The sequence below is a fragment of the Hymenobacter seoulensis genome (assembly GCF_054780535.1).
This window is the reverse complement of the sequence record NZ_BAAGWD010000004.1, coordinates 438,971-463,164: the sequence shown is the minus strand read 5'-3', so window position 1 is coordinate 463,164 and position 24,194 is coordinate 438,971. Positions and strand designations below refer to the sequence as shown.

General features: G+C 55.6%; 23 protein-coding genes and 1 tRNA gene. 14 read left to right on the top strand and 10 right to left on the bottom strand.

Annotated features, from left to right (window positions below; genetic code table 11):
* Positions 1 to 55: 55 nt before the first annotated feature.
* The 3 genes from ACYVHC_RS17940 to rpmH all read right to left on the bottom strand — a co-directional run bounded on the left by ACYVHC_RS17940 (position 56) and on the right by rpmH (position 2,481).
* Positions 56 to 1,765, bottom strand: a complete 1,710-nt coding sequence (locus ACYVHC_RS17940) for a S41 family peptidase (protein WP_460615166.1) — start codon at positions 1,763 to 1,765, stop codon at positions 56 to 58.
* 94 nt (positions 1,766 to 1,859) lie between these two features.
* The gene (locus ACYVHC_RS17935) at positions 1,860 to 2,285 is read right to left on the bottom strand and encodes a ribonuclease P protein component (protein ID WP_460615165.1); all 426 of its coding nucleotides are present in this window, start codon (positions 2,283 to 2,285) and stop codon (positions 1,860 to 1,862) included.
* 37 nt (positions 2,286 to 2,322) lie between these two features.
* Positions 2,323 to 2,481 (bottom strand): 50S ribosomal protein L34, encoded by a 159-nt coding sequence (rpmH, locus tag ACYVHC_RS17930; protein ID WP_044000868.1) that lies wholly within the window; start codon positions 2,479 to 2,481, stop codon positions 2,323 to 2,325.
* 231 nt (positions 2,482 to 2,712) lie between these two features.
* Between rpmH and ACYVHC_RS17925 the strand changes: the two genes are divergently transcribed.
* Together ACYVHC_RS17925 and ACYVHC_RS17920 are read left to right on the top strand one after the other, a co-directional pair.
* Positions 2,713 to 4,446, top strand: a complete 1,734-nt coding sequence (locus ACYVHC_RS17925) for a M61 family metallopeptidase (RefSeq protein WP_460615164.1) — start codon at positions 2,713 to 2,715, stop codon at positions 4,444 to 4,446.
* Positions 4,447 to 4,697: 251 nt separating this feature from the next.
* Positions 4,698 to 5,504 (top strand): hypothetical protein, encoded by an 807-nt coding sequence (locus tag ACYVHC_RS17920; RefSeq protein ID WP_460615163.1) that lies wholly within the window; start codon positions 4,698 to 4,700, stop codon positions 5,502 to 5,504.
* Between the two features lie 81 nt (positions 5,505 to 5,585).
* On the opposite strand, the gene ACYVHC_RS17915 is transcribed toward ACYVHC_RS17920, so the two are convergent.
* From ACYVHC_RS17915 to ACYVHC_RS17905, 3 genes are all read right to left on the bottom strand, one after another.
* Entirely contained in the window at positions 5,586 to 5,864 is a 279-nt protein-coding gene (locus ACYVHC_RS17915) for a hypothetical protein (RefSeq protein WP_460615162.1), read from the bottom strand.
* Positions 5,865 to 6,097: 233 nt separating this feature from the next.
* A complete protein-coding gene (locus ACYVHC_RS17910; protein WP_460615161.1) occupies positions 6,098 to 7,033 on the bottom strand; it encodes a carbohydrate kinase family protein in 936 nt (311 codons plus the stop codon).
* A 155-nt stretch (positions 7,034 to 7,188) separates the two neighbouring features.
* A tRNA-His gene (locus ACYVHC_RS17905) sits at positions 7,189 to 7,262 on the bottom strand.
* Positions 7,263 to 7,520: 258 nt separating this feature from the next.
* On the opposite strand from ACYVHC_RS17905, the gene ACYVHC_RS17900 reads away from it, so the two are divergent.
* Positions 7,521 to 8,951 carry a DEAD/DEAH box helicase gene (locus ACYVHC_RS17900; protein ID WP_460615160.1) on the top strand — a complete coding sequence of 477 codons (1,431 nt, stop codon included), beginning with the start codon at positions 7,521 to 7,523 and terminating at the stop codon, positions 8,949 to 8,951.
* A gap of 121 nt (positions 8,952 to 9,072) precedes the next feature.
* On the opposite strand, the gene ACYVHC_RS17895 is transcribed toward ACYVHC_RS17900, so the two are convergent.
* The 3 genes from ACYVHC_RS17895 to ACYVHC_RS17885 all read right to left on the bottom strand — a co-directional run bounded on the left by ACYVHC_RS17895 (position 9,073) and on the right by ACYVHC_RS17885 (position 11,297).
* Positions 9,073 to 9,531 (bottom strand): hypothetical protein, encoded by a 459-nt coding sequence (locus ACYVHC_RS17895; RefSeq protein WP_460615159.1) that lies wholly within the window; start codon positions 9,529 to 9,531, stop codon positions 9,073 to 9,075.
* A gap of 135 nt (positions 9,532 to 9,666) precedes the next feature.
* Positions 9,667 to 10,365 (bottom strand): uracil phosphoribosyltransferase, encoded by a 699-nt coding sequence (upp, locus tag ACYVHC_RS17890; protein ID WP_460615158.1) that lies wholly within the window; start codon positions 10,363 to 10,365, stop codon positions 9,667 to 9,669.
* Positions 10,353 to 11,297 (bottom strand): GNAT family N-acetyltransferase, encoded by a 945-nt coding sequence (locus ACYVHC_RS17885; protein ID WP_460615157.1) that lies wholly within the window; start codon positions 11,295 to 11,297, stop codon positions 10,353 to 10,355. The genes upp and ACYVHC_RS17885 overlap by 13 nt, the downstream gene beginning before the upstream one ends.
* Before the next feature lie 228 nt (positions 11,298 to 11,525).
* Here ACYVHC_RS17885 and ACYVHC_RS17880 point away from each other — a divergent pair, with 228 nt between their 5' ends.
* From ACYVHC_RS17880 to ACYVHC_RS17845, 8 genes are all read left to right on the top strand, one after another.
* Positions 11,526 to 13,406 carry a hypothetical protein gene (locus tag ACYVHC_RS17880; protein WP_460615156.1) on the top strand — a complete coding sequence of 627 codons (1,881 nt, stop codon included), beginning with the start codon at positions 11,526 to 11,528 and terminating at the stop codon, positions 13,404 to 13,406.
* Between the two features lie 231 nt (positions 13,407 to 13,637).
* Positions 13,638 to 13,997 (top strand): hypothetical protein, encoded by a 360-nt coding sequence (locus tag ACYVHC_RS17875; protein ID WP_460615155.1) that lies wholly within the window; start codon positions 13,638 to 13,640, stop codon positions 13,995 to 13,997.
* Positions 13,998 to 14,146: 149 nt separating this feature from the next.
* Positions 14,147 to 15,994 carry an ABC transporter ATP-binding protein gene (locus ACYVHC_RS17870; RefSeq protein ID WP_460615154.1) on the top strand — a complete coding sequence of 616 codons (1,848 nt, stop codon included), beginning with the start codon at positions 14,147 to 14,149 and terminating at the stop codon, positions 15,992 to 15,994.
* A gap of 159 nt (positions 15,995 to 16,153) precedes the next feature.
* The gene (locus ACYVHC_RS17865; RefSeq protein ID WP_460615153.1) at positions 16,154 to 16,555 is read left to right on the top strand and encodes a hypothetical protein; all 402 of its coding nucleotides are present in this window, start codon (positions 16,154 to 16,156) and stop codon (positions 16,553 to 16,555) included.
* Positions 16,556 to 16,568: 13 nt separating this feature from the next.
* The gene (gene lpcA, locus ACYVHC_RS17860) at positions 16,569 to 17,159 is read left to right on the top strand and encodes a D-sedoheptulose 7-phosphate isomerase (protein ID WP_460615175.1); all 591 of its coding nucleotides are present in this window, start codon (positions 16,569 to 16,571) and stop codon (positions 17,157 to 17,159) included.
* A gap of 196 nt (positions 17,160 to 17,355) precedes the next feature.
* Positions 17,356 to 18,894 (top strand): YifB family Mg chelatase-like AAA ATPase, encoded by a 1,539-nt coding sequence (locus ACYVHC_RS17855; RefSeq protein ID WP_460615152.1) that lies wholly within the window; start codon positions 17,356 to 17,358, stop codon positions 18,892 to 18,894.
* Positions 18,895 to 18,984: 90 nt separating this feature from the next.
* Positions 18,985 to 20,019 (top strand): dihydroorotate dehydrogenase, encoded by a 1,035-nt coding sequence (locus ACYVHC_RS17850; RefSeq protein ID WP_460615151.1) that lies wholly within the window; start codon positions 18,985 to 18,987, stop codon positions 20,017 to 20,019.
* Positions 20,020 to 20,081: 62 nt separating this feature from the next.
* The gene (locus ACYVHC_RS17845; RefSeq protein ID WP_460615150.1) at positions 20,082 to 20,201 is read left to right on the top strand and encodes a 30S ribosomal protein THX; all 120 of its coding nucleotides are present in this window, start codon (positions 20,082 to 20,084) and stop codon (positions 20,199 to 20,201) included.
* 87 nt (positions 20,202 to 20,288) lie between these two features.
* Here the strand turns inward: ACYVHC_RS17845 and ACYVHC_RS17840 are convergent, their stop codons facing one another.
* Positions 20,289 to 21,404 (bottom strand): acyloxyacyl hydrolase, encoded by a 1,116-nt coding sequence (locus ACYVHC_RS17840; RefSeq protein WP_460615149.1) that lies wholly within the window; start codon positions 21,402 to 21,404, stop codon positions 20,289 to 20,291.
* A 250-nt stretch (positions 21,405 to 21,654) separates the two neighbouring features.
* On the opposite strand from ACYVHC_RS17840, the gene ACYVHC_RS17835 reads away from it, so the two are divergent.
* The 3 genes from ACYVHC_RS17835 to ACYVHC_RS17825 all read left to right on the top strand — a co-directional run bounded on the left by ACYVHC_RS17835 (position 21,655) and on the right by ACYVHC_RS17825 (position 24,161).
* Positions 21,655 to 22,398: a porin family protein gene (locus ACYVHC_RS17835; protein ID WP_460615148.1), complete on the top strand. Its 744-nt coding sequence runs from the start codon at positions 21,655 to 21,657 to the stop codon at positions 22,396 to 22,398.
* A 180-nt stretch (positions 22,399 to 22,578) separates the two neighbouring features.
* Complete coding sequence (locus ACYVHC_RS17830) at positions 22,579 to 23,244, top strand: porin family protein (RefSeq protein ID WP_460615147.1); 666 nt, start codon at positions 22,579 to 22,581, stop codon at positions 23,242 to 23,244.
* A 215-nt stretch (positions 23,245 to 23,459) separates the two neighbouring features.
* Positions 23,460 to 24,161 carry a porin family protein gene (locus tag ACYVHC_RS17825; RefSeq protein WP_460615146.1) on the top strand — a complete coding sequence of 234 codons (702 nt, stop codon included), beginning with the start codon at positions 23,460 to 23,462 and terminating at the stop codon, positions 24,159 to 24,161.
* Positions 24,162 to 24,194: the final 33 nt, after the last annotated feature.

Here is a 24,194-nt window from a genome sequence, read left to right as displayed (position 1 = left end):
CAGAAAAAGCAGCCCGAAGATGAGGCTGCTTTCTCTGTTTTCAATACTAGGGGTCCTACTTACCGCCGGCGGTGCTGCGTTTCGCTTCCGGGCGCGTCTTGGCTTCTACAGTACCCGGCTTGAGCAAAGCGGCATAGCGCGATTGATCGTTGAGCACGTTCATGGCCATCAGGATGTTGGGGTCGTCATCGAAGCTAGCCTCTACGCTTCCCTTCTGGAAGTAATAGCGCGACACGATTTCCTGCTCCAGCAGCTCCTTAATTTCGGGCTTGAAGCGCATCAGGTCATTGGCCTTGTTAGTGGTTACCTTTTTACGCATGGCTTCCAGCTCAGCCTTTACATCGTCGTAGTGCTTTTCTTCCTTCACTTTCTTAGAGAGGTCGGCTAGCGCTTTTTCGGCGTCGGTGCTGTAGTTGATGTCTTTGCCTTTGAGGTAATCAACAAACTTCTGATAGTCGGCTTCCGTGAGCTTGAATTGCCGGGCAGCGGCAATGGTTGGGTGCTCAGCCCGGTACCGGGTAGCATAGTCGAAGAGGTAGCTCTTCTGCAAAATCACGCGAGTAACGTCGGCAATTTCCCGGTCCTGCACCTCTACGTCAGGTGCTACTCCTCCCCCATCGAATACAGTGCGGCCAGCCAACGTTTTGAAAGCCGTACGCAATGAGTCGGGCACTTTGCCTAGGGTGCCATCATCGGCGCGGTGCGTGTAATCTATTTCTTGAATGCAGCGTCCGCTCGGAATGTAATACTTAGCAGTAGTTACTTTCAGCTGGGAGTTGTAGCTCAGCGGACGGGTAGCCTGCACCAGGCCTTTCCCAAACGTCCGCTCTCCCACCAGCACGGCCCGGTCGTAGTCCTGTAGCACACCCGACACGATTTCAGAGGCAGAAGCAGAACGGTTGCTGGTGATAACCACCATCGGAATCTGGGTGTCCAAGGGAGCATCCAGAGCCTTATAAGTCTTATTCCAGTCCGAAACTTTGCCTTTGGTGCTCACGATATCCTTGCCCTTGTCCACGAACAGGTTGGAGATATTTACGGCTTCATTGAGCAGTCCGCCGGGGTTATCCCGAATATCAAACACCAGCTTTTTGGCGCCTTGCTCCTTGAGTTTGGCCACGGCCAGCCGTACTTCCTTGCCGGCATCTACCGTAAAGCCTGAGAGCTGAAAGTAGCCAATTTCGGGCGTCAGCATGCCGTAATAGGGCACATTATCTACCTGAATCTTGTCGCGGGTGATGTTGATTTCAACGGGCGCATCCTGGCCGTAGCGCGTTACCATCAGCTTTACCTGAGAGTTGGCCTGGCCTTTCAGCAGCTTGCTAATGTCGGCGTTGGTTTTTTTATCAACCGCAACGCCATTAATGCTCAGAATTTCGTCGCCGGGTAGCAGTCCGGCCTTCTGAGCAGGGTAGCCCTCATATGCCGATTGCACTACCGTGCGGCTGTTGCGCTTCACTACTACCGCGCCAATGCCGCCGTACTGCCCCGTCGTGAGCGTACGGAAATCCTCAATATCGTCTTCGGGAATGTAATTGGTGTAGGGGTCCAGCGACTTGAGCATCGCATCAATACCCGTCTTCACCATTTTTGCGGGCGGCACCTCGTCTACGTAATACGTATTCACTTCCTTGAACAGGGTAGCGAAAATGTCGAGGTTCTTGGCTATTTCGAAATACCGCTCATTATCACTAGCCGAGCGGAACGATACGAGTAGAGCAGCCCCACCTAGCAAGGCAGTAGCTACCAAAGATTTTTTGCGCATAAACGGGGCTGAAAGCAACTAAACGACCCTACAGTTTGCCTCGCTGCCGGGTTCCACTTTCAGGTGAACCTTCCGGACGACGAGCCATTTGTACCTAAGAACCGGCAGCTCGCTCAGGAGTTGCACCAGTCTCGGTGAGCAAACGCTCTAGCCCTGAAATTAATTTTTTTTCAACCAGCGTGAAAGGCTTTTTTTCCTTTCCGGAATAGATAATTGCCAACTGCCCAATACGGTGTCCACCGGCAGCTTCTACTAACCTATATTTATTTAGGCGATACGCCTCGCGCATCAGGCGCTTAAGATAATTGCGGTCAACGGCGCGCTTAAAACTACGCTTGCTGACGCTCACCAGCACCTGCGGCGGCGCGGTGCTGAACTCCGCTGCTGGTAGCCATACCAACCGCAGGGGGTATAAACCAAAAGAAGAACCCCGGCCGAAAAGCTCTTCAATAAGCTTTTTACGACACAGATGTTCTTCTTTCGGAAACGAGTAGGAGCGCGCCCCCAGCGTGGTGTTCATCGGCGGGAGCGGCGGCTGCACAGGCGCCGGCAGCGGCTTAGCGCTTATGACGACCTTCGTCGGATACGGTCAGGCGCTTGCGGCCTTTGGCACGACGACGAGCGATTACGCTACGGCCGTTAACGGTCTCCATACGCGAGCGAAAACCGTGCTTGTTGCGGCGCTTGCGCTGCGAGGGCTGAAAAGTACGTTTCATGATATTGTTAAGTGACTCAGTGACAGGTAAGGCCGGCAAAGGTAACTGTATGATTTGAAAAAGGCAATGCCTTGGGCGGCTTTTTATGGCCTAATGTGTTTCGGGTCACCGCAAATCGGCCCGCTGGCTTCGGTGCTTTTCTGCCTAATAACGTAGGGAAACCAACGGGCGCGCCCCCGCAAATTCGTAGCTTTACGTCAGGTTTACCGGCCTCTGCCGCCCCACGCTTCCATGATTCACTACCACGTTTCGTTTGAGAACCCGCTTACCTTCTACGTTCAGCTTCAAATGACCTTTGAAGTGGCTTCATCGGCCACAGAGGCGCTGGAACTACAGCTTCCGGCGTGGCGCCCAGGCCGCTATGAGCTTCAAAATTTTGCGCAGAAGCTGCAACATGTGGTGATTGAAGATGCGGCTACCGCGCAGCCCTTTAGTACCCGGAAGGTAACCAAGGACCGGTGGCAGGTAACGGGGGCAGCCGGGCGTACGGTGCGCGTGCGCTACAACTTCTACGCCCACCAAATGGACGCCGGCGGCTCGTGGCTGGATGAAACGCAACTATATCTGAACCCGGTGCAGGGCTTCATGTATGTGGAAGGCCGCCAGCAGGAAACCTGCCAACTGACGCTGGATTTGCCCGATGGCTGGCAGATTGCCTGCGGCCTGCCCCAAAGCGGACCCAACACGCTGCAGGCCCAAAGCTTCGACCACCTCGCTGACTCGCCGCTGATTGCCAGCCCTACACTGCAATACCGCAACTACGAGGTAAAGGGCCTGCCTTTCTACATCTGGATACAGGGCGAGTGCCCGGTTGACTGGGCGCAGCTGGTGCAGGATTTCCGGGCCTTCAGTGCCGAGCAGCTGGCCTTATTCGGCTCTTTTCCGGCCCAAGACTATCATTTTCTCAACCAAATTCTGCCCTACCCTCATTACCATGGCGTAGAGCACCTGAACTCAACAGTTATTACGCTAGGCCCCGCTGAGTTGCTCATGACGGAGGGGCTGTATAAGGAGTTGCTGGGTGTAAGCTGCCACGAACTGTTTCACGCCTGGAATATCAAAAGCATCCGGCCCGCCGAAATGCAGCCGTACGACTACGCCAGGGAAAACTACTTCCGGACGTGTTTCATTGCAGAAGGTATTACTACCTATTACGGCGAGTATCTGCTAGCCCGCGCGGGCGTGCGAACCGTCGACCAGTATTTTCAGGAGCTGAACACGGTGCTGCGCAAGCACTTTGATGACTATGGCCGCTACCACCTTTCTGTAGCTGATGCCAGCATGGACTTATGGCTAGATGGCTACAAGCCCGGCATTCCAGACCGGAAGGTGTCAGTGTATCATAAAGGAGCATTGGTAGCGCTGCTACTTGATTTGACATTGCGTCAGTTGTCCAACCACCAGCGCAGCCTTGATGATGTAATGCGCCGCCTCTGGGAGGAGTTTGGTCAAACTGGCATCGGGTACACTGAGGAAGATTATATCCGCATTGTGAACGAAATCGCCGGGCGCGACATGCAGGCGTATTTTGATAAGTTTATTTACGGCACAGCTCCGCTGGAAGAGCCCCTGAATCGGGTGCTGGGCTTTGTGGGCTGCCGGTTGCAGATAGAGGAAAATGCCTCGGCTTCGGAAGGTACATATGGCTTCCGCACCAATGTCAAGAATGAGCGGACGCAGGTGTTAAGCATTCTGCCTGACTCGCCGGCGGCCTTGAGCCTGACGGTTGATGATGAGATTGTAGCCGTGAATGGACGCCGGGTGGATATGAACCTGCACAACCTACTCAGCGACGGAGCCGACCAACACGAAATAACGGTGTTTCGCCAAAACCGGCTGGTAACGGTGCCGCTGGTAGCTGACCCGGGGCATCGGTTCTGGCAGAAGGTGACAGTAGAGAAATTGGCCGTTACTACTCCAGAGCAGCAAGCCAGCTTCCAGCAGTGGATCAAGCAGGACTTCTAGCCCTGCTGGCCTCATCTGCCTTTTCACGTTGCGCTCCGGTCTGGCCCGTTACTAGCCTTGCCTACACCACCAAGCCTCCTTCTCAACCCAGCCCAAATGAATACCCCCAGCGCCTGGTCAGGGCGAAATAAACAACCCCTGTGCTCGGAATTCCGCGTAAATTCATGAAGAGCGGAACTCTATTGCTGCATTTTCCTTTTCGTTCCCTGTCCACCAGACGTCACGCATTTCGAATCAAGCCTACCCTACTCATGTTTCGGTTTCGTACCGTGGCGGCCGTGTTGCCGCTGGTCGTGGCAATGCCAGCCTGTTCGCTGCGCATGCAGCCGGCTGAAAAGCCGCGGCCAAATATTGCGGTGCAGCCTTTGCCGGCGCCAAAACCTCCGCGCATCTACCGCCTTGAGCACCTAGACACCCTAGTGCAGCTGCCAGGCCGAGTGCTACGGATATATCCGGCGGCCCGGCCCGTATATGAAAAGCTGCCTAGCCCCACGTGGGTGCTATCCGACCCGGCATCGGCAGCGGAGGAAGAGTCGTTTCTGGATTTTGCGGCCGAAGAAAAGCGCCGCCTCATTAAGGCAGGCCCGCGGGTAGTACGCACCGGACGGGCTTTGCGCCTGCGCCCCACGGCCGCCGCAGAAGTGCGCCTCGTAAATAACCCCGTAGAAGACGAGCGCAATGTGGCTTTTGAGTACCTAGCTACACTGCCCGAAATAAAGCAGTGGCTTATCTCGGTGCACTTATACGAGGGTGGCTACTACCTGCTGGTAGACCAGCGGACTGGCCGCCGAACGCAGCTCATGGCCCCGCCCGTAATAGCGCCCGATGGCCAGCATTTTGTGTGCGGCAACTCCGATGTTCTGGCCCGTTTTGAGCCTAGTGGCCTGCAGCTATGGTCGATGGATGGGGGAATGCCCCACTTGCTATGGGAACGCCAAACCGAATGGGGCTGCACGCAACCTCGCTGGCTCGACAACAAAACCATCCTGTTTGAGCAAGACTTTTTCGATAAAGGCGATGTGGACACCCGGGTGGTACGGCTGAAGGTGGTTCCCTAGCCCTCATCTATTCCCAAACCTGTTGTACGTAAAAAAGCCCTCCCACTTGATGTGGAAGGGCTTTTTTGCTTTGTGCTTTATTTACTTCTGATTTTGCTGACTTGGATTCGGGTTGTGGCGGGGCTTGTTCGCCTGCGTGGTCCGCTCTTTTTCGCTGTCGCCGCCACCGGGGGCATTATTCCGGGTGTGGTTGCCCGCCTCATCGAGGCCGTTCTGGTTGCTGTTCTGAACCTGCGTGCCGCCGCTGTTAGAGTGGCTGCGGGTTTCCGGATCTACGGGCGCGGCGTTGGGTTGCATAGCGTCGGGGCCCTGAGGTGTATTCTGCTTTTTATCGGAAGGCTTGTTTTGCTGATCTTTCATGGCGGTGGGTGCTTAAGTGAAAAAATCTACTCACTTGTACCCGCTTGCCTACCACAAGGTTGCGAGAAGCTCCACCTTCCGCGCTGCGCCTTCCTAGGTCGTCTGTCTTCTCCAACCCATACCATACCTACGTGTATGGTTTAGCTTAGCCGTACCCAACACCAGCCAGCATATTGGCCAAAAAAAACCCTGACCGGTTTATGGTCAGGGTTTTATAAAAAGCCGGTTACTACTTATACGTTCTGTACGGCGGTGGCTGGAACCACAGCTACCAGATCAGCAAACTGCTGCTCGCGGGCCTCAATTTCTTCCTGTGACAAGTTCAGCAACCGCTCGGTGCCGAATTTCTCTACGCAGAAGGAAGCCATAGCCGAGCCGTGAATTACGGCGCGCTTCATGTTCTCAAAGCTGATGTCGTCGGTGGCGGCTAAGTGGCCGATGAAGCCACCCGCAAACGTGTCGCCGGCGCCGGTGGGGTCAAATACTTCTTCCAGGGGCAAGGCGGGCGCATAAAACACCTTATTCTTGTGGAACAGCAGGGCACCGTGCTCACCTTTTTTGATGATGAGGTACTTCGGCCCCATATCCATGATGATTTTAGCGGCTTTCACCAACGAATGCTGGCCGGAAAGCTGACGGGCTTCTTCATCGTTGATGCTAAGCACATCCACCATTTCAATGGTAGTTTTCAGCTCCTCCATGGCCACATCCATCCAGAAGTTCATCGTGTCCATCACGATAAGCTTGGGGCGGTTGATGAGGCGCTGAATCACGAGGCGCTGAATCTGGGGCGTGAGGTTGCCCAGCATCAGGTATTTGCAATCCTGGTAAGAGTCCGGGATGATCGGGTCGAAATCGGCCAGTACATTCAGCTCGGTTACTAGGGTCTCGCGCGAGTTCAAGTCGTTCGCATACTTACCCGACCAGAAAAACGACTTCTCCCCTTCCTTGATCTGCAGGCCTTCGGTATCAACGCCGTGCTCTTGCAGCAACAGAATATCAGACTGCGCAAAGTCGTCGCCGACTACTGCTACTACCTTCACAGGTTTCACGGAGTAGGAGGCCGACAGGCCAATGTACGTGGCCGCGCCACCAACAATCTTGTCGGTTTTGCCGAAGGGCGTTTCCAGGGCGTCGAACGCCACGGTTCCGATAACAACCAGACTCATAGGTCAGAGAGGTAAAAGGTGATTCATGCACTACACTGTTGCCGCTGCAACACCACAAATATCCAAATCCTTCCGGAAAGGCCGGAAAAAGAGCCTGACATGCAGCAATCAGCAAATAAAAAGGCCTCTACTGTGGAGCAGAGGCCTTCTTGATGGGTAAATAATGGGGCTCGAACCCACGACCTTCGGAATCACAATCCGACGCTCTAACCAGCTGAGCTATATCTACCATGTTGGGTATTGGAGTCACAAAAGTAGCGCCCAGCCGCTGATTTGCAAAAAAATGTGCGAGTTTTTTTGTGTTAGCGCTGTAAGTAGCTGGCACGCTGAGTTTCCTGCTTGCTAGCAACCGCACGCTGTTCTGCTAGCGTAGTTCTCCGCCTTGAATGGCTACCCGAACTGTGGTAACTTCCCTAGGTCCATTTTGTATTTGAACTTCCGCCGCCGGTATTCCCCGTACCTTTGTGGTTCGTAATACCCTTTTGTCATGTCCGATACGCCGCAGTCCGTTTCCTTTGCCGATTTTAAGCTCAACAAGCAACTCCTCACTGCCGTGGCAGAAGCGGGGTTTGAGCAGCCCACCCCTGTGCAGGAGCAGACGATTCCGCTGTTGCTGGCCGGCCATGATGTACTAGGCATCGCCCAGACCGGAACCGGCAAAACGGCCGCGTTCGGACTGCCCCTGCTCATGAAGGTGAAATACGCCCAGGGTATTCATCCGCGGGCCCTTATTCTGGCCCCCACGCGGGAGCTGGCCATGCAGCTAGAAGCCCATATCAAGAAGCTGGCCGTGTACACCGATCTGCGCATCTTCGCCATTTACGGTGGCCTGGGGCCCAAAACCCAGATTGAAACCATTGCCAAAGGCGTTGATATCCTGATTGCTACGCCGGGCCGACTGATGGAAATTTATCTGCGCGGCGACTTGGTGCTGAAAGAGCTCAAGACGTTGGTGCTGGATGAGGCCGATAAGATGATGGATATGGGCTTTATGCCCCAGATCCGGCGCATTTTGGAGGTAATTCCGCGCAAACGGCAGAACGTGCTGTTCTCGGCCACTATGCCCGATAAGGTGACTACCCTGAGCGAGGAGTTTCTGGAGTTTCCGGTGCGCGTGGAGGTAACGCCGGCCGCTACTTCGGCCCAGAACGTGAGCCAGACCTTGTACGAGGTTCCGAACCTGATTACCAAGATCAACCTACTGGAGTACCTGATGCTGGACTGGGACACGTTCCACCGCGTCATGATTTTCACGCGTACCAAGGAGCACGCCGATAACGTAGCCAGCTTCCTGCAGCGCAAAGCCCACGGTGAGGTGCGGGTTATTCATGGTAACAAAGGCCAGAACGTGCGCATCAACGCCATGGAAGCCTTCAAGACTGGTGAAATTCGCTTCCTGGTTTCTACCGACGTAGCGGCCCGTGGCATTGATGTGCCCCAGGTAAGCCACGTTATCAACTTCGACGTGCCGCTGGTGTATGACGACTATGTGCACCGCATTGGCCGCACGGGCCGGGCCCAGCACACGGGTGCGGCCATCACCTTCGCCAATGAGGCCGAAATGCACCACATGCAGCAAATTGAGGAACTGATTCGGCAGCCAATTCCGCTGCTGCCCTTGCCCCCGGAGGTAGTGGTAGTAAAAACCTCTTTCGATGAGCAACAGGGCATGGACCGGGAAAAGGACGAGCGCCGCAAGCGCGAAGACCCCAACTTCCAGGGCGCCTTCCATGAGCGCAAAGAGTGGATTAAGCCCGGCGTGACCATTGACAAGCGCACGGGCAAAGAGTTTATGGCCGGACCTAACCGCAGCAAGAAGGGTAGCAAAGCCAATCCGTCGAAAGGCAAAGCATCTTCGCACTCTTCTAAAGCTTTCCGCGCCGCTCAAGGCCGCGCCCGCAGCCGCCGGAGCAAGTAACCCATTCCAACAGTACAACGCCCTAGTAAAACCCGATGCCACGTGTAGGCAGGTTTTACTAGGGCGTTTTCGTGCTTAAATCGAAACGGTTCAGAAGCTATGGAGGCCTAGTGAAAGGCGCTTAGCGGTAGTGGTCGAAGATGGGGAGGTGGCTGAACTTGACGGCCAGCAGCGTGAAGGTGATGCCCCAAAGTGCCGCACTCCAGAGCATGTGCACCAGAATACGCCAGCGCGGTACGTGCAGCTGGGTGGCAATAACGGTACCTCCGATAGGACTGAACAGGATGGGTGTGAGAAAGGCAATGCCTACCATCCCGAAACGGCGGTAGATGCGCACAATGCCCCGGCTGCGACGGTTGAAAAGTGGCTTGCCCTTTTCTTCCCGCTTACGCCGCAAATGCAAGGCCCACACCCGCCCGATTCCGGAAATCAGAATTACCGTCGTCATCATGCCGGCTACTGAGAGACCCCAGATCAGGCCTATTGGCAAGCCCGCTGCTACGCCCGCAATGGGCGCGGCCACGAACTTGAACATGCCAATGGCGAAAACTGAAGCGTATTTGAGCAGGGCAGGCAGCACGATGAAAAGTCAGATAAACGAAACGCTAGTGCATGAACGCACCAGTAAGGCGAACAGGTTCAGAACAGCTGGTCCGTAAAAATCAGATGTTTAGGAAAAACAAGCAACTTGATTAGCTACGTAAGCCTAGTAACCCTACAGTTTGCTGCCGTATGACAGGTCACCGGCGTCGCCGAGGCCGGGCACAATGTAGGCTTGGTCGTTGAGGCCTTGGTCGATGGCGGCTACCCACAAGGTGGCTTCCGGCACTTCGCGCGTTACGTACTCCACGCCCTGCGGACTGGCAATAACGGCCGCTATATGTACTTGCCGGGGCGTGCCGAAGCGCAGCATGGCCCGGTACGTTTGCACCAACGACTTGCCCGAAGCCAGCATGGGATCTACCAGAATCAGGACGCGTTCATCCAGACTAGGGGCCGATAAGTAGTCAACCTGCACTTGTACTTGGGCGGTACCCTCGATGCGGTATGCGGCCGCAAATGCCGAAGGCGACTGATCAAAATAATTCAGAAAACCCTGGTGAAACGGCAGCCCGGCGCGCAGTACAGTGGCCAGCACCGGAAAATCGTGGAGCAGCTTGCCGCTCGACTCGCCCAGGGGCGTCCGCACGGTTTGGTCGGTATAGCTGAGCTGGGAGCTGATTTTGTAGGCAATGATTTCGCCGAGGCGCTGCAGGTTGCGCCGGAAGCGCAGCGAATCCTGCTGTACGGTCACGTCGCGCAGCTCCGCCAAAAAGTGGTTGGCAATAGACGGCTCAGCGCATACCTCGTGAACGCGGCTATAGTCAGCAGCGGTGGCAGATGGGTTAGTCGGGTTAGGAGTCAGCGCATCCATTTCAGATACCAGGGGCGTTTGGTGAAGGATAAGGCCACGTACGGAACGGGCGCGGCCCCGAAATTGGCGAAAAAACGAGCAATCGACGGTATCATTCCACCTTCAAAATCAAGAATACTCCCAGGGGTGCCGGCATAGCGCCAGATTAGGTGGTCGAGGAGCAGCAATGGGGCATGCATCTTTTTGCCCGCCACCGAAGCGCCCGCAAATAAGTAAATGACACCTCCGGCGTGCAGCACAAACACCGCCCCGGCCAGCAGCTTTTGGGTGCTAGGGTGGCGCACCTCAAGTATGCTGATGGCATTTCGCTGCTGAAGCGCAGCCACCAGGCGCCGCAGCTGTTGGTAATGACGACTCCTTAAGCCAGCCGCTTTTCCTGTCTGCTGCCGAAACAAGCTGATCAGATCATCCGCCTGCTGCGTTTCCGCAACCTGCAATGGCTGTGTTTGTCGTTGGTTTAAGCGCAAGCGGCGCCTGTAATCAGGCGTGTAGCCCGCCCACAACTCTGCATACTCAGGGCCCAGGCTAAGCTGATATGTTACTCGCTGGGCCGCGGCAAAACCGGCGGGCGGCGCTACTAGGGTGTTGGCCGAGTTCAACTGCAGAAACAGCCTAGTGAAATGCCCGGGCAGTAATGCTAAGTACTCTGAAAGGACCTTGTGTTGGCTTAGAGGGGTAGTAAATAGCCCCAGTTGCTGCGTAAAATGAGGCTGCACTACTTCTCGGCCCCAAAGGCGGCGCTTGATGGGCAGCGGTAATAGGGAGAGGTAGTGGCCTGTAGCGGTGTCCTGCTCCACCACGGCGTCCCAGCGGCCAGCCGTGGCCGCCAGCCACCACGAATACGCGTAGGGCACCTTTTGCTGGGCTTCGGCTACGCAGGCATCCCAGGCATCCAAATCAAGCTCATGGTGGCGAAGCAGGTGCAGCGGCATGCAGCAAAGGTAGAAGTGCGCTTCACCTTTTGATGCCCAGGCAACGCACCCGACCTGGCAACGCGCCACACCATAATTCATCAACCGGCGTTACTAGGCCACACGCCCCCGCAAAGCCCTTCAGTACAAGCGAACTGCGCCGGTAATGCTGGGAGTAGCACCTAATCTTGTGGCATCTGCGTAGGTTTGCCTACCCATGCGCCAGATTTGGCGTACACGGCTCTGCTTATGAGAAAATCCTACCTACTCACACTCTTACTATCGGGCCTGCTGGCTACTACTGCCGCGGCCCAAACTACCCCTACACCACCCGCCGACGGACTGGGCAACTGGCGCATATACAACGAGCCGCCAAAGCCAGAGTCAGCGCCTGAGCCCAAAACTACCATGGGCACCACCTTTGTGCCTTTGGATGCGGATGTCTATCGGCTGATCGACCGGTATGTGATCAAGCTCGGGCCCGATTCGCTGAGCGACCCACACACTTCCGTGAGGCCGTACACACGGGCCGCCGTGGCCCGGCTGGCCGAGCGCATTTTGCAGGACTCAGCCGCGGGCCTGTCGCGCCAGGATAGGTTTAACCTCCGCTACCTGCTGCGCGACAATTGGCACAATACGCAGCAGGCTACGGAAATCAACCAGCGCGAAAAGCCGATTCTGAAGTATTTCTATCAGCGTCCTTCCGACCTGTATAGCGTCGAGACGCCTGACTTCACGCTGCGCATAAACCCAGTACTCGGGCTGGGATTGGGCAATAATGATGGCTCTAAGAACTACACCTTCCTAAACACGCGCGGCGTACAGGTAGAAGGTACCATTGACGAGCGGCTGGGCTTCTATACCTTCTTGGCCGATAACCAGATGGCTGTACCGCTGTACGTACAGAACCGCATTGAGCGTGACTTGAATGTACCGCACGAAGGCTTCTGGAAGCCGTTTAAAAACCAAAGTGGCCAATACGACTTCCTGTCGGCGCGAGGCTACCTTACATATGCGGCCAGCAAGCACATCAGCCTGCAGTTCGGTCACGACCGCAACCAAATCGGGAACGGCTACCGCAGCCTGCTTCTGTCCGATTACTCAGCGCCCTACCTATTCCTGAAGGTGAACACGCGCGTCTGGAAGTTCCATTACCAGAACCTGTTCACCCAGATGGTGGCCGACGACCCCAGCCGTGATGATTCCTATGAGCGGAAATACATGGCCATGCATCACCTCAGCTTCGATGTTATGCCAAACCTGAATGTGGGCGTGTTCGAAAGTGTGATATTCAGCGGTTACAAGGAAGTAACCGATTATGTGGATCATGACCTTCTTCCAAACACAAAACCAGTAGCCCAAACTAGGCAGCGCCGGCGCGGTTTTGAGCTGCAATACCTAAACCCGGTTATCTTTTATCGGCACGTCGAGCAAGCAATCGGATCTGAGGACAATGCATTGCTAGGCCTTGATTTCAAGTGGAACATCAAGAACCGCGTGCAGCTCTACGGCCAGCTCATGCTAGATGAGTTTAGAATCAATGATATCCTCAGCGGTAAGGGCTCGTGGGCCAACAAACAGGCCTTCCAGCTGGGCGGTAAGTACGTGGATGCCGTCGGCATCAAAAACCTTGATCTTCAGGGCGAATTCAACTATATCCGTCCCTACCTCTACCAACACCAAGATAAGTACCGCAACTACCAGCACTACCAGCAGCCTATGGCTCACCCCATGGGTGCTAACCTCTGGGAGCTGATTGGCATTATGAGCTACCAGCCCCTACCCCGCCTGAACCTGGTAGCCAAGGGTTTCTTCATTAAGCAAGGCCTCGACCCCGAGGGTCAGAACTACGGCTCGAATGTGCTGCTGCCCTACACCAACCGCCCCCTCGATGCCAACGGCAACATCCGGGAAGATGGGTTTGTCATTGCCAGCGGCCCTACCTCCTACCTGTTCCACGGCGACCTGACGGGCAGCTGGCAGGCGGCGCACAACCTCTGGCTCGATGGCAAGGTGGTGTACCGTAACCGCACTCTGAATCAGGCGGTACCCTACTTCACAGAAAGCAGCGGCGTGCTGGCTTCCGTAGGGCTGCGCTGGAACATTGCCCAACGCCTCCACGAATTTTAACCCAAGAGTCTGCTGCCGTACTGCGCGCTACAGCACTAGGCTCCGCGACCCCTGCAACCGTTTAGGCGGCTTAGGAGCTTGCGGAGCCTAGTGCGTGTAAAGCAGTTGTTTTGAACTACCGGGAAAAGCAGTAACCTTCCGCCGCAGGTTTGTGCCACCAGCTGCCATCGGTCCCTGAACCCTCAACTGTACATAGGGCACCATTCTTTCATACCTTCTCGCTACCCCCTTATGCGTCATGAACCGGCTGCCGTGCTTCTGTATCGCCCAGTCAATCAACAGGAGTTAGATCTGATTGCGGCTTCAGGATGGCTGGAGTTTCCGCCGCGCCTGCCAGAGCAGCCATTCTTCTATCCAGTAATGAATGAGGCGTACGCCACGCAAATTGCCCGCGACTGGAACGTGCCTTATTACGGCGTGGGCTATGTGTTGCGGTTTGCCGTTGAGGCCGACTACGCTAGCCTGTTCCCGGTGCAGAACGTGGGTGGCCCGGTGCATGATGAATTATGGGTACCGGCTGAAGAACTAGCCGAATTTAACAAGCACATCATGGGGCAAATTGAGGTGGTAGGCGTTTTTAAATCAGAGTAAAAAACAAGACCAAGGCTACCGATAGAGCATAAAGGCCACGCATCAGGTACCGATGCGTGGCCTTTATGCTTGTTAGGGGGCTAGTAAATAAGCCCGTTTTAACGGGTTGCTGTGCTAGCCCGCCGGATGCCGTACCTTTGCGCCTTCCGATGAAGACCTACCTCCGCATTCTGCAATACGCCCGCCCGTGGGCTGTCTTTCTGCCGCAATACCTGCTGTATACGGTCCTGACTATCCTGTTCAGTATTGCCAACTTTACCCTCATCATTCCGCTGCTGAAGGTGCTGTTCGACAAAACGGATACCGTAAAGCTGCAAGCTCCCCCTCAATTGCCGGCATTCCAGCCAACAATTCAGTGGGTGACAGATACGTTTTACTATTTCTTCGCCGATGTCTTGAACGCGAAAGGCAAACTAGGAGCCTTGGCGTTTGTGTGCGTGGTAGTAGTTGTATCGGTGCTCTTGAGCAATGTATTTCGATACCTAAGTCTGCGGCTGCTAGCTCAGGTACGGTCTCGCGTTATCCGGAACCTGCGTCGCGACTTGTATCACCGCATTGTAGGGCTGCAACTAGGTTTCTTCAGCAACGAGCGGAAAGGTGACCTGATGTCGCGCTTTACCTCCGATGTACAGGAAGTGGAAACCTCAGTGGTCAATACCATGACGGCGGTTATCAAGGAGCCCCTGACCATTATTGCCTACTTCGCGGTCCTGTTTCACATTTCCGTACCCCTGACGCTGTTTACCTTGATTTTGCTCCCGATTTCGGGTGGCATTATTGCCACGGTAGCCAAGCGCCTGCGCACGCAGGCCAAGCAAAGCCAGAGTACCTTGGGCACTATGCTTTCCGTGATTGATGAGACCCTGGGCGGCATTCGGGTTATCAAGGCCTTTAATGCGCAAGACTACATCAAAGGCAAGTTTGAAGACCAGAACGACCAATACGCGCGCACTTCCCGCGCCATTGATAACACCCGCGACCTGGCCTCGCCCTTCTCGGAGTTTGCCGGCGTATCGGTAGTAGCGGGGTTGCTGTATTTCGGTGGCACCCTGATTTTGGGTGGGCAGTCGAACCTAACCGGCGAAACGTTTATCGGCTACGTGATTTTGTTTTCGCAGGTACTTACGCCAGCCAAAGCCCTGTCTGCCTCCTTTGGCAACATTCAGCGCGGACTGGTAGCCGGCGAGCGGGTGCTTAGCATTATTGATACCGAGCCCCTGATTCGAGACAAGCCCAACGCTAAAACACTCCCCCCCTTCGAGCACCAAATCGAGTTGCGCAACCTGCAGTTCGGCTACGGCGATACGCCCGTGCTCCAGGATATCAACCTAACCATCAGGAAAGGCAAAACCGTGGCACTGGTAGGGCCCAGTGGCGGCGGCAAAAGCACCCTCGCCGATTTACTACCCCGCTTCTACGATCCAACCGGCGGCCAGCTGCTTATTGATGGCCACGATGTGCGGGAGTGCACCATTCACTCCGTCCGCGACCAGATGGGCATTGTCACGCAGGAAAGCATTCTGTTTAATGATACCATCTTCAACAACATCCGCTTTAACACCGAGGCCACCGAAGCAGAAGTGATAGAGGCCGCCCGCATTGCCAATGCCCACGATTTTATTACGGCTACGCCGGAGGGCTACCACACCGTCATTGGGGACCGGGGCAGCCGGCTTTCGGGTGGGCAGCGGCAGCGTCTGAGCATAGCGCGCGCCATCTTGCGCAATCCGCCCATCCTGATTCTGGATGAGGCCACCTCCGCCCTCGATACGGAAAGCGAAAAACTGGTACAAGAAGCCCTGACTCGGCTGATGCAGAACCGCACCTCGCTCGTTATTGCCCACCGCCTGAGCACCGTACAGCATGCCGATGAGATTGTGGTGCTGCAGCACGGCCGCATTGTGGAGCGCGGTACCCATGAGCAGTTGCTCCGCAACGAGCGGGGCCTCTACAAACGCCTGAGCCTGATGCAGACGTCGAATGCGGCCCTGGTGTAGCTTGGCCGACGTTAGCACCTAGGGTAGCAAACCCTGCTACCCGCTGTAAGCTGAGTGGTAATTACCGCTTTCCCATATCCAAAACACTATATTTAGTCCACTTATCCGGCGCTATCGTATGAGTGCCTGACGAATTTTTCACCACAACCTGCTCTCATCATGCTTGCCCTCAAACGTCTGGTTACAATTTTGGTAATGGTATTCCTGTTGCTTGCGCTGCTGGTATTGCTGTTGCCATCCGTACGGAGCAGCTTTAGCAGCATGGCCGGCTCTGAGCAGGCATTATATTTCGGCTTGTTGCTGACGGCCGTAATACTGATGGCAGCTCAGCTGATTACTGAAAACCTGGATAGTGTGCTGCTGCGCCGCGAAGTAGCCCTTCGGGAGGCTAAAATCAACGAATTGAAAGCCCGCCTCTACGATTTTCAGATGGAGCAGCGCACGCCCTCTGATCGGGCCATGGGCGCCCCACGCACTGGCACCACTACCCTCCCCGATGGCTACGTTGCACCGGCTTCCAGCGTGCCCCCCACCGATGCTTCCGGCCAGCCGCTGACCTAATATTTTCTTTTGTATCGTGTCTTCTCTTTCGCTTACTGACCAAATTCAGGCCGAGTTAACCGAAGCTCAGGCTGTTCTGAACCGTTTTTTACAGAATCCGGCCAACCTGGAGGCCATTGCGCAGGCTGCCCGCCTCATGGCCGACTCCTTAAACCAGGGCGGAAAAATCTTGACCTGTGGTAATGGCGGCTCGCTCTGCGACGCCCAGCACTTTGCCGAGGAACTCACGGGCCGCTACCGCGAAAACCGGCGCGCCCTAGCCGCGCTGGCTCTCACCGAAGCCTCCCACATGAGCTGCGTAGCCAACGACTTCGGCTATGACCACGTGTTTGCCCGCTTCGTGGAAGGCCTAGGCCGCCCAGGCGACGTACTCCTGGCCATTAGCACCAGCGGCAACTCACCCAATATTCTGCTAGCTGCCGAAGCGGCCAAAACGGCCGGCATGAAAGTAGTAAGCTTAACCGGCAAGGATGGCGGCAAGCTCGCCTGCCTCAGCGACGTGGAAATCAGAGCCCCGCACAGCGGCTACGCCGATAGGATTCAGGAAATTCACATCAAAGCTATTCACATTATGATCATGCTCATTGAGCAGTTAGTCAAATAGCTTTCTTACGCTCTAAACGGCGCACAAAAGGCCTTTTCACGGAAAATCGGGTAGCCAACTTATCAGGCTCCCGGTTCCGGAAAAGGCCTTTTGTATAGCTGAACAGTAGGACAAAATAAAGAATACACCGTTCGAAGTGTGTAACTTCATCCCCTAGTTAGGGTATTTTGTTTCATTCTGATTCGGGCTTGCTGTTATGCTTACCAAAACCTTTGGCTCCGCAGTACAAGGAGTTAATGCGTATACTATTACCATTGAAGTTGTTGTATCACAGGGCACTGGCTTTTTTGTAGTAGGTCTGCCGGATAACGCCATCAAGGAAAGCCAGCAGCGAGTAGAGGCGGCTCTGAAATTTCGTGGCTATCGCATGCCCCGCACGAAGGTGGTAGTGAACATGGCCCCCGCCGACATCCGGAAGGAGGGCTCTGCCTACGACTTGCCCATTGCGATTGGCATCCTGCACGGCTCGCAGCAACTGACCACCGAGCGGCTCTCCGAGTATGTGCTGATGGGTGAACTCGCCCTCGACGGTGCTCTAAGACCCATCAGAGGCGTGCTGCCCATTGCCATCCAAGCCAGGAAAGAAGGGTTTAAGGGCTTTATTCTGCCCCGCGAAAACGCGCAGGAAGCAGCTATTGTGAATAACCTCGACGTGATTCCGGTAGATACCATGCAGGAAGCCGTTGATTTCCTGGAAGGCCGACTGGAGATAGACCCCGTGGTTATTGATACCCGCGACGTATTTCAGCACACAGCCAACCAATACGCCGCCGATTTTGCCGATGTGCAGGGCCAAGAAAACATCAAGCGGGCCTTGGAAATTGCCGCGGCCGGCGGTCATAACGTAATAATGATAGGCCCGCCGGGTGCAGGCAAGACCATGCTAGCCAAGCGTCTGCCGAGCATTTTGCCGGCCCTGAACATGCAGGAGGCGCTGGAAAGCACCAAAATTCACTCGGTGGCAGGCAAGTTGGGCGCTAATGCCTCGTTGCTGAATACGCGGCCCTTTCGGTCGCCGCACCATACTATTTCTGATGTAGCCTTGGTGGGTGGTGGCGGTAATCCGCAGCCCGGCGAAATCTCGCTGGCCCACAATGGCGTGCTATTTCTGGATGAGCTGCCGGAATTTAAGCGCACCGTGCTGGAAGTGATGCGCCAGCCCCTAGAAGAGCGCCGCGTAACTATATCCCGGGCCAAAGTCAGCATCGATTTTCCGGCCAACTTCATGCTTATTGCCAGCATGAACCCGTGCCCGTGTGGCTACTACAATCACCCCGAAAAAGAGTGCGTGTGCGGGCCGGGCGTGGTACAGCGCTACCTCAATAAAGTAAGCGGACCCCTCCTCGACCGGATTGACCTGCATGTGGAAGTGACGCCCGTAACGTTCGACCAAATGACGGAAACGCGCCGCTCCGAGGATAGCCGCACTATTCAGGAGCGCGTGGCTGAAGCTCGGCAGCGGCAAGCGGAGCGGTTCCGGGAGTTTCCGGAAATACACTCCAATGCCATGATGCCCTCCCAGATGGTGAAGGACATCTGCCGCATCGATCAGGCGGGCCTCACACTGCTGAAAACGGCCATGGAACGCCTCGGACTGTCGGCCCGCGCTTATGACCGCATCCTGAAAGTGGCGCGCACGATTGCCGACCTGGCCGATGCCGAGGATATTCAGCTACAGCACCTGGCCGAGGCCATCCAGTACCGCAGTCTAGATAGGGAAGGTTGGGCGGGCTAGCAGTAGTGAGCACCAACGGGTTTTGGGGGTTGAGAGGCCTAGTAAAACAGCCGCGGCACACACGGCCTATTTTGCCATCTTTGCAGCGCCATGTACAAAGCCCTGCTTAAACCGCTGTTTTTCCGGCTGGATGCTGAGAAAGCGCATCATCTGGTGTTCGATAACCTGAAACGCGCGCACCGCCTGCCAGGCTCAGCGGCCCTGTTTCGGACACTTTACGACTTTCAGCACCCTAGTCTGGAGCAGGATGTGTTTGGGTTGCGGTTCCGGAACCCGGTGGGCCTAGCCGCCGGCTTCGACAAAAACGCGGAACTCACCGATGAGCTGGCCGCGCTGGGCTTTGGGTTTGTGGAAATCGGGACGGTGACGCCGCGCCCGCAGCCGGGCAACCCCCAGCCGCGCCTGTTTCGGTTGCCGCAGGATGAGGCCCTAGTAAACCGCATGGGGTTTAATAACTACGGTGCCGAGGCCGCCGCTATCCTGCTCCGCCAGCGTCGCAACAAAGACCTGATTATTGGGGGCAACATTGGCAAAAACAAGGATACACCCAACGAGCTGGCCTCGCACGACTACGTTGCCTGCGTGGAAGCGCTGCACGAGGTGGTCGATTACTTCGTGGTGAATGTGTCGTCGCCGAATACGCCCAACCTGCGCCAGCTGCAGGAGCGCGAGCCACTGATTGAGCTGCTGCAGCAGGTGCAGGAACGTAACCAAACGCTGCCCACACCCCGGCCGCTGCTACTCAAAATTGCGCCAGACCTCACCGATACCCAACTCGACGATATCCTGCTCATCGCCCGAGAAACCTATCTCAGCGGCCTGGTAGCTACCAACACTACCATCAGCCGCAGCGGCCTCACAACACCCGAGGCGCAGGTAACCGCGCTAGGCGCGGGGGGCCTGAGCGGCAAGCCGCTGCGCCAGCGCGCCACAGAGGTAATTCGTTACCTCAGCCAGCGCAGCCGTGGTAATCTGCCCATCATTGGCGTGGGCGGCATTCACTCCGCCCAAGATGCCCGCGAAAAACTGGAAGCCGGAGCCAGTCTGGTACAGCTGTATTCGGGGTTCATCTACGAAGGCCCGGGGCTAGTAAAACGTATCAATCAGGCACTTGCTTCAGCTTGACAATGCCCCTAGCCCTAGTGTAGAGTAGAAGTGACATTCTTCACCTTCTACTCTACACTAGCATGGGCAAAGGAGATATCAAGACGAAACGAGGTAAGCGCAGCAATGGCAGCTTCGGCGTGCATCGCAAAAAGAAAAAAGCCGGGAAAGCGGCAACGCCCAAACCAACCGGTAAAAAGTAACTCTTCAGCCCCGAGCCTCACATAGGTTCGGGGCTTTTTATTGGTATGCCCTAGCCCCTCTCTGAGCTCAAACCAGCCGCTACTAGCCTACAGCCTCAGGCCAACCCGCCACTCAATTACATCGGCGGCGCCGCGGTGCACTTTCAGGTCCAAGTTGCCGAAAAGGCGTTCCGTGAAGTGGTATTTCAATCCTATCCGCTCGTAATAGAAGCTGTTAGACTTGTAGGGATTGTAGAGGTACACGCCTAGGTGCGATACTACCGACAACCGCCCAAACAGCAGCTCATGCCCAAAATAAGCACCCGCCTTTTTCACGTCGGGTAGTTGGTCGGAGGTGCGGGCCGTATCCTGGAGTTGGGCGAGCAGGCTCCGGTCGTAGAACCCCTCCAGGCCAGCCACTAGGGCACTTTTGCGGTTAACCCGGCGTCCAACGGCTAGCGTTACGGAATTGACAAGGTAACGCCGCAGGTCGCTTTCGTTGCGCTGCTTCCATCCTACCGTCGTGCTTAGGTTCAGGAAGGTGCGGCCTACATCGGTCGGCTCCGGTGTGGGCGCGGTATCCAAAGGCCGAAATGGACGCTGTTGGTGATAGTTCAGGCCTAGCAGCACCGTGGGCAGGTTAATCCCGAAGTTGGGCTTGGTGGTGGCCCCGTTGGAATAATGATTAAGCCCTAGCCCCAGCAGCAGCCCCACGTGTTGGGAAAGAGCTACATCATACTCCAGGCGGGTTTGCAGCGTAGCGTTCAGCCGCGAGCTGACGATGGTATTTTTGTGGTTGACCACTGGCTCGAAGCGCACCGGAAAATATCCTAGCCCCGTCCCGACGCGGAAGCTCACCTCCTGCCGCTGTGTGCGCCAAATAGCCTTGTTGATGTACACACTGGCCGTGTACGACTTGCCGAGCACCGGATTATGGTAGTCATAATACACCAGCGCCAGCCCCACTTTAGGGTAGCGGTACCAGGCGTGCCACGGTTCAGAGCCGTTGGTTTGCCGCTGCAGATTCAGCTCCAGCCCTGTGGGGTGCGACACGGCCAGGTGCTTGATGCTGGGCGTGTGCGCAATGATAAAGCTGCCCTGCGCATAGGCGCCCACCACAATGGGCCCCGGCGTTTCGGGCGCTTGGGCGCGGGCCGCATTAGTACCAAGAAAACTCCCCACTACCAGGGCACTAGCAGCCCAGCAGCATCGTCTATTTTGCATATCTCTCAGACAATCAGCCCGTCCCATTTTGCTACAGAGGCCCGCGGTGGTAACCAGAAACTTATCATAGCGTACTTACTTCAAAACACCTGACCCTGTGGACACTGGCGGAAACTGGGGCGTGGGCTCAAAGGTAAATCTTTCCGCTAACGCAACATTTCTGGCTCCAGCGCGCTAAGTATGCCTGCTTCCGTTACCCAATCGGAACCGAATGTATCTTTTCACTCCACCCGAGTAACTCAGAATTGTTATGAAAAAAATTGCAGCACTTACCCTTGCTTTGGCTTCGGCCGCTTCGCTTGCTCACGCTCAGGACGCCGGCGGCTTCCGTATTGGCCTGAAGGCTGGTGCCACTTACTCCAACATCTCCGGCGACAACGTTAACCAGATTACCGGCCCGAACTACAGCACCGACCTAGGCGACTACAAGCTGGGCTACAATGCCGGCGTAGGCCTCTCTATTCCGATCAGCAGCGACGGGTTCTTCTCGTTTGCTCCGGAGTTGCTCTACAACCGCAAAGGCTACGAAATTAAGTCGGAGCAGACGACTGGTTTGCCTTCCGGCGTATCAAAGGTAGAGCTGGAGCAGCAGCGCGTACTACACTACCTCGATGTACCACTGTTGGCTAAAATCAATGCTGGTGGCTTGTTCTTCGAACTGGGCCCGCAAGTAAGCTACCTCTTCGGCTCAAAAAATAAGCAGGAGAGCACCACCAAGTTCACCAACGGTGAAAAAGACAGAGTTGAAAGCAACGGCGGCTTCCGCGACTACACCGGTGTAAGCCGCGACGAGGCGTACAAGTCTGACCTTGCCCAGTTCGACCTCAGCGGCGTAGCCGGCGTTGGCTACATGACCGAAGGCGGCCTGAGCCTGAACCTGCGTTATGCCCGCGGCTTCAACTCCCTCATTGACAGCAAAGACCAGGACAACGAGCCGAAAGCGTTTAACAACGCCTACACGCTGCAAATCGGTTACCTGATTCCGACACGCTAGTCGGCTCCACGCGTGCCCGATGAATTACTAGCGGCCTTCCTTCCGGAAGGCCGCTTTTTTTCTACCTGGTTTATATGCCTTTGCCCCCACTCCTGCGTTTAAGGCGCTAACCTGGCACATTTTTCTCGGGCTGCTCCCGAGTCTGTATTTCTTCTTTCCTACCAATCTTTCTGCTCTCGTATGAAAAAGTCACTTTTCGCTGCTAGTGCTTTGCTGGCGGTTGTGTCGTTTGCCTCTTCGCAGGCGCTTGCGCAGGGTGTGCGCCTAGGCATCAAAGGGGGCGCAAACCTTTCCAACCTTTCCGGCGACCTGAACAACAAGGATGGCTACGACAACAAGCTAGGGTTTCATGGCGGTGTGATGCTGAACGCCGACGTAACCGGCGACGGCTTTTTCTCTATTCAGCCAGAGGTTCTGTTTTCGCAGAAAGGCTTCGATTACAATGAAAGCTCGGCTTTTGGCGTGTACAAAAACACGGGCAGCGTAACCTATAACTACATTGATGTACCGGTGCTGCTCAAAATAAACGCCGGCGGGCTGTTTTTTGAAGCGGGCCCACAGTACAGCTACCTGCTAAAGGTAAAAGACGAGTCGACGCGCACGCTTAATGGCAACATCATTGCCCGCACCTCCGGCGAGGCCGACCTTGACGATGTAAACCGCAACGAGATTGGCTACGCCGCCGGCCTAGGCTACCAATCAGAGATGGGGCTGCTGCTGGGCTTGCGCTACAACGGCAGCTTCACTGACTTCGCTAAAAACGACAGCTACCGCAACGGCGAGTTGGCCAACGCCCGCAATTCGGTGTTTCAACTGTCATTAGGCTACCTCATCCCTAGCAAGTAATACAGCACTAGCTGGCTTGTGTGGCCCGGCTCCTGTATTGGGGCTGGGCCACTTGCGTTCTATCTCATTAATGGTCAGCGGCAACTAGCTAACTGGCAGACTTGGAAGGCATGTTCGTCCGCTGTAAAGGCACTTTAAAAGGAAAATTTGGCACACTTTTCGATTTGAGCGGAGCTACGTGCACTCACTCTTTCCAACTAATTTCTGTTGCACTCATGAAAAAGCTTCCCCTCGTATTCGCCGCTGCTCTGGCAGCTACTTCTTTTTCGGCCGCTCATGCACAAGGTGTGCGGTTGGGTCTGCGCGCTGGTGCTAACTACTCTAACCTAGCCGGCAACATTCGCAACGAAAGCACTTACAACAACAAGGTTGGTTTCCTGGGCGGTGTGATGCTGAATGCCGACATCACCGGCGACGGTTTCTTCTCTATCCAGCCGGAGCTGCTATACTCGCAGAAAGGCTTCGATAACAAGCCCGACGAATACAGCCAAACGGTGGGTGGCCTCGGCTACACCTTCAAGCGCGAAGGCCAGGTAAACTATAATTACCTCGATTTGCCGGTACTGCTGAAGGTAAACACCGGCGGTTTTTATGTAGAAGCTGGCCCGCAAGTGTCGTACCTGCTCAGCTCCAACAACGAAACCAAAACTACCCGCACCAACACGGTTTCTGGCAAAGTAGAGACGTTTGAAGATCAGAATAAATCGGATGTGAGCGGCCTAAACCGCACCGAGTTGGGCTACGCCGCCGGCCTAGGCTACCAAGCCGACAACGGCCTGAGCCTGGGCCTACGCTACACCGGCGCCTTCAGCGACTTCGTAAAGAGCGACAACGGCTCCTACTTCAATGGCGACCTACAAAACGCTCGTCACTCCGCGTTCCAGCTTTCGCTCGGCTATCTGATTCCGAGCAAGTAACCTCCCTTTCTCTCCCTAAAAAGACCCGCTCTG